Annotated in this window: 5 protein-coding genes and 1 pseudogene; 2 read left to right on the top strand and 4 right to left on the bottom strand. The window is 64.5% G+C overall.

The features are described from left to right. Positions 1-579: GntR family transcriptional regulator (locus tag EOA36_RS27730; protein ID WP_127280263.1), on the bottom strand; the 579-nt coding region annotated here is incomplete at its 3' end. Positions 580-685: 106 nt separating this feature from the next. Between EOA36_RS27730 and EOA36_RS27725 the strand changes: the two genes are divergently transcribed. Next, positions 686-1,576 carry a DMT family transporter gene (locus EOA36_RS27725; RefSeq protein WP_127280262.1) on the top strand — a complete coding sequence of 297 codons (891 nt, stop codon included), beginning with the start codon at positions 686-688 and terminating at the stop codon, positions 1,574-1,576. An 18-nt stretch (positions 1,577-1,594) separates the two neighbouring features. Here the strand turns inward: EOA36_RS27725 and EOA36_RS27720 are convergent, their stop codons facing one another. Continuing rightward, positions 1,595-2,635, bottom strand: a complete 1,041-nt coding sequence (locus EOA36_RS27720) for a zinc-dependent alcohol dehydrogenase family protein (RefSeq protein ID WP_127280261.1) — start codon at positions 2,633-2,635, stop codon at positions 1,595-1,597. 116 nt (positions 2,636-2,751) lie between these two features. Continuing rightward, on the bottom strand, positions 2,752-3,213 hold the full coding sequence (locus EOA36_RS27715; RefSeq protein ID WP_127280260.1) for a helix-turn-helix domain-containing protein: 462 nt from the start codon (positions 3,211-3,213) through the stop codon (positions 2,752-2,754). Positions 3,214-3,312: 99 nt separating this feature from the next. On the opposite strand from EOA36_RS27715, the gene EOA36_RS27710 reads away from it, so the two are divergent. Beyond that, the gene (locus EOA36_RS27710) at positions 3,313-4,557 is read left to right on the top strand and encodes an MFS transporter (protein ID WP_127280259.1); all 1,245 of its coding nucleotides are present in this window, start codon (positions 3,313-3,315) and stop codon (positions 4,555-4,557) included. A 2-nt stretch (positions 4,558-4,559) separates the two neighbouring features. Here the strand turns inward: EOA36_RS27710 and EOA36_RS27705 are convergent. Further along, a pseudogene (locus EOA36_RS27705) lies at positions 4,560-4,894 on the bottom strand (maleylacetoacetate isomerase); the annotation flags it as partial.

Below are 4,894 nucleotides of genomic sequence, written 5' to 3'. Positions count from 1 at the left end.
CCGGCACAGCAGGTCGATGGCCTGGGTGCCCGATTCCGTCAGCATGATCTGTTCGGGCGAAGCTTCGATGCCATGCCCGGCCAGGCGCCGCGCCAGCAATTGCCGCAGCGGCGGCAGCCCGAGCGGCGTGCCGTAGTCGGCAAGCGCGACATCGTCGGCACGCGCGACCGTGCGCAATGCCCTGCGGAGCCCGGCCTGTGGCATCCATGAAGCCGGTAGCCAGCCGCAGCCGGGTTTCAGGACTTCCTCGCCAGCCTCCAGCGACTGGCGCGAAACCCAGAGCGGATCGACGGCACGATCGAGCCGGGGGCCGATCTCGGCCAAAGACAGCGGCGCCAGCGAGCCGGCGGCATAAAAACCGGAACCCGGCCGGGAGCGGATCGCGCCTTCGGCGGCGAGCCGCTCATAGGCTTCGACGACGGTGGATTTGGATACCTGCATGGACTTCGCGAAGGCACGGATAGACGGTAACCGGGTTCCCGGTGTCAGGCTGCGCGCGGCGATCCGCTGACGGATGGTCGCCATCACACTCTCCACCAGGGTGCGTGCGCCGTCGGGTTCCAAAGCAAGGTCTGTCATCCGTACTGCTCAATTCGTCACTACAGTTTCGTCGAATTGTACCCCATTGTCTCTGGCCGCGCCACGGTTGTTCGCACCATAGAGGGCGAAAGCAATGGAGCCTGCAATGGACAAGACGGCGAGCGGCTGGGTGAACGGATTTATCGGCGTGCTGATCTTCAGCGGCTCGTTGCCTGCGACGCGCGTGGCGGTGATGGATCTCGATCCGATATTCCTGACATCGGCCCGCGCGGTCATAGCCGGCCTGCTTGGTCTCGCCCTTCTGCTTGTGTTCCGCGAGAAGCGCCCCGGGCGTCATGACTTGCTGTCGCTCATCATCGTTGCGCTTGGCGTGGTCGTCGGCTTCCCCTTGCTGACGGCGCTCGCGCTGAAGCATGTCACGTCGGCCCATTCCATCATCTTCGTCGGCTTGCTGCCGCTGGCGACCGCGATCTTCGGCGTGTTGCGTGGCGGCGAACGGCCAAGGCCGGCCTTCTGGCTGTTCTCATGCCTCGGCAGTGCGCTGGTGGCGGGCTTCGCGCTTGCGCAAGGCGTGACGGCTTCGCCGGTCGGCGATGGGCTGATGCTTGCGGCCATCATCGTCTGCGGCCTTGGCTACGCGGAAGGCGCCGCGCTGTCGCGCAGGTTGGGCGGCTGGCAAGTGATCTGCTGGGCGCTGGTGCTGTCCCTGCCGGTCATGCTGGTGCTGACGGTTGCTACCCTGCCGTCGTCCTTCGCCAGCGTTGGCTCCAATGCCTGGATCGGTCTTGGCTATGTCTCGCTGTTCAGCATGCTGATCGGCTTCGTCTTCTGGTATCGCGGCCTGGCGCAAGGCGGCATTGCAGCAGTGGGGCAGTTGCAGCTGCTGCAGCCGTTTTTCGGGCTCGCATTAGCGGCGACACTGCTGCGTGAACAGGTCAGTCCGATGATGATCGTCGTCACGCTCGGCGTGGTGACATGTGTGTTCGGCGCGAAGAAATTCGCCAAGCAGGATTTGCCGCGGCGTGCGGCTGCATAGTGATGATGCCGACCCTCGCTAGAACTTCGTCACCACGCCAATGCCGATGCCCTCGAAACCGCCCATCGCCATCAAGGCCGCGGGCGCCTCGTCGAGGCTGATCTTCTTGCCGACCAGCAGTTCGGGCTTCAGCTTGCCGTGGCGGATCATCTCCATCATCGCGGGGTAGCGATAGGCCTGCATGCCGTGGCTGCCGAGGATTTCGAGCTCGAAGGCGATCACCTTGTCCATCGGCACCTGGGGGCGGGCGTGCTCGCCCAGCATCAGGCCGACCTGCACGTGACGTCCACGCCGGCGCAGGTTGGCTATCGAGTTGAAGGACGTCGTGGGGTGACCGAGCGCGTCCATCGACATGTGGGCGCCGCCATTGGTGATCTGCGTGACGGCCTTGACGACGTTCGGCGTCGTGGACGCGTTGATGGTCGCCACGGCGCCGATCTTTTTGGCGAAGTCCAGTTTCTCGTCGGTGAGGTCGATGGCGATGACATTGGCGCCCATCGAGCTGGCAATCATGATCGCCGACAGGCCGACGCCGCCGCAGCCATGCACCGCCACCCACTCGCCCGGCGTCACCCGGCCCTGGTCGACGATGGCGCGAAAAGAGGTGACGAAGCGGCAGCCGAGGCTGGCGGCGGTGGCGAATTCCATTTCGTCGGGAAGGCGCACCAGATTGGTGTCGGCGTGCTCGATAGCGACATATTCGGCGAACGAGCCCCAGCCGGTGAAGCCAGGCTGTGTCTGATGCTCGCAGACCTGGTGATTGCCGGAGTTGCATTCGAAGCAGCGGCCGCAGCCGACGGCGAACGGCACGGTGACGCGCTCGCCCGCCTTCCAGCGGGTGACCTGTTTGCCGGCCGCCACAACCACGCCGGCCAGTTCATGTCCCGGCACGTGCGGTAGGGTGATGCCGTCATCATGGCCCATCCAGCCATGCCAGTCGCTGCGGCACAGCCCGGTCGCCTCGACCTTGATGACGACGCCATCGGCAGCCGGCTTGGGATCGGGAACAGTCTGGATCGTCGGCGCTTCGCCGAATTTTTCGAAGACGACGGCTTTCATCGGTCACTCCACCCTTGAGACGGCATTTGTCACCGGAAAGATAGCCGATTCCTTGTCCGGTCAAGCGGAAATCGATTCCACCAGGATGGCCGCTCCGCCGAACCAAGGAACGACGTTTACCTGTTTTCCTGGTTGCGGAAATCGGCAAGCCTGGTGTCGCCGGGGGCTAGCAGACGACCGTCCTCGGCATGCACTTCAAGGCGCTTTATCGGCCTGCCGCTCTCGGTATCCACCATGAATGTGTAGGGCTCGCCGGGGTCGGAGAAATAGGTCTCGCCCCATTGGCGCAACGCGACCAGCACGTAGAAGAGGCCGCGTCCTTTTTGCGTCAGCACATATTCATGATGCGCGCCGCCGTTGGGCGCTGGGACGGTTTCGAGGATGCCGTGCGTAACCAGATTGCGCAGGCGCGCCGACAGGATGTTCTTGGCAACGCCGAGACTTTTCTGGAACTCACCGAAGCGCCGCAACCCGTCGAACGCGTCGCGCACGATGAGCAGCGACCACCAGTCGCCAATCGCGTCGAGCGGTCGTGCGATCAGGCAGTCCGCACTCTGGTGGCTCGTTCGTTTCACCATGGCAATGGTTGGTCCAGATCGGTCATTTTGGTTGCAACATAAAACTGTTCTGTCTATCCAGCAAGCGGTTTCAATTTGAAACCGTTTGCGGAGAGCGACATGAATATAGAGGTGATGAACGGCGCCGCGACGAAGGCGGAGCGAACCGAGGAGCGCGAGCAGGTGACGCCGGCGTCATCGCCGGGATTGTCCGGGATGACCACGCTGATTTTCGCCATCGCCTGCGGCCTGAGCGTGGCCAATGTCTATTTCGCCCATCCGCTGCTCGACGCCATGGCGCATGATTTTGGCATTGCGCCGGCCTCGATCGGCATCGTGGTGACGGTCACCCAGATCGGCTATGCGCTTGGCCTGTTCTTCATCGTGCCGCTGGGCGATCTGTTCGATCGCCGCAAGCTGATTGCCGGGCAGGCGGTCCTTTCGGGCGTGGCGCTGATAGCCGTTGGGGCCGCGCCGAACGCGGCGATGCTGCTGGCGAGCCTCGCCGTTGTCGGGCTGCTTGCCGTGGTGGTGCAGGTGCTGGTGGCCTACGCGGCCGATCTCGCCGCGCCATCGCAGGGGGGGCGAGCGGTCGGCACCGTCACCAGCGGCGTCATCCTGGGCATCCTGCTTGCCCGCTTCGTCGCCGGCGTCGTCGCCGATTTCGCCGGCTGGCGCTGGGTCTATCTCATCTCGGCCGCACTCACGCTCGTCATGGCGGTGCTTCTCTACTTCGTCCTGCCGCGCCATGAGGCGGAGCGGCCAAGCACATGCTATCCGCGCCTGCTGGCCTCGGTGGTGCTCTTGTTCGTGAAGGAGCCACTGCTGCGTGTGCGCGCGGTTCTCGCCCTGCTGATCTTCGCCAGCTTCAACGTGCTGTGGGCGCCGCTGGTGCTGCCTCTCAGCGCGCCACCGTTCTCGCTGTCGCACACCGCAATCGGACTTTTCGGGCTCGCCGGCGTCGCCGGCGCGCTGGGGGCGCGATGGACCGGTGGCCTGGTGGATCGGGGACGCGGGCAACTGGTCACCGGGCTCAGCCTGCTGCTGATGACAGCGGCTTGGTTGCCGATCGCCTTCATGGGCATGTCGCTGTGGCTACTGGTCGCCGGCATCGTCATGCTGGATCTGGCGATCCAGGCCACACACGTCACCAACCAGAGCCTGATCTTCGCGCGTCGACCGGATGCCCGCAGCCGGCTGGTCGGTGGCTACATGATCTTCTATTCGCTCGGCAGCGCGCTGGGCTCGATCGTCTCGACCATGGCCTATGGCGTGGCCGGCTGGAGCGGTGTCTCGCTGCTCGGCGTTGGCATCGGCTTGCTAGCGCTGCTGTTCTGGGCGCTGTCGCTGCGCGTCGGCCGGTGAATTTACTCGGCGTCGATCTGGTTCTGGGGCGCGGCTTTCTGGAAGGCGGGTAGCGCCATGCAGGCGGCGTTGATGCGCGAAATCGTCGGGTAGGGCGTCATATCGACGCCAAAACGGGCGTTGCTGGTGACCTGGGCGACAAGGCAGATGTCTGCCAGCCCCGGCGTGTCGCCATGACAGAATGTGCCGGTTTCGGGCGAAGCCGTCAGCAATGTCTCGAGTGGGCCAAAACCTTCATTGACCCAATGCCGGAACCAGTTGGCGACATCCTGGTCGCCGGCGCCGAACAGGGTGCGCAGCGAAGTCAGCACGCGCAGATTGTTCACCGGATGGATGT

The organism is Mesorhizobium sp. M8A.F.Ca.ET.021.01.1.1, assembly GCF_003998025.1.
Lineage (GTDB): Bacteria > Pseudomonadota > Alphaproteobacteria > Rhizobiales > Rhizobiaceae > Mesorhizobium.
Note: the sequence above shows the minus strand (reverse complement) of the source record. Positions and strands in the feature narration are given on the sequence as shown.

Coding starts and splice junctions, on each gene's coding strand:
- EOA36_RS27710 (WP_127280259.1), top strand. CDS start 3,313: ATGAATATAGAGGTGATGAACGGCGCCGCGACGAAGGCGGAGCGAACC.
- EOA36_RS27715 (WP_127280260.1), bottom strand. CDS start 3,213: ATGGTGAAACGAACGAGCCACCAGAGTGCGGACTGCCTGATCGCACGA.
- EOA36_RS27720 (WP_127280261.1), bottom strand. CDS start 2,635: ATGAAAGCCGTCGTCTTCGAAAAATTCGGCGAAGCGCCGACGATCCAG.
- EOA36_RS27725 (WP_127280262.1), top strand. CDS start 686: ATGGACAAGACGGCGAGCGGCTGGGTGAACGGATTTATCGGCGTGCTG.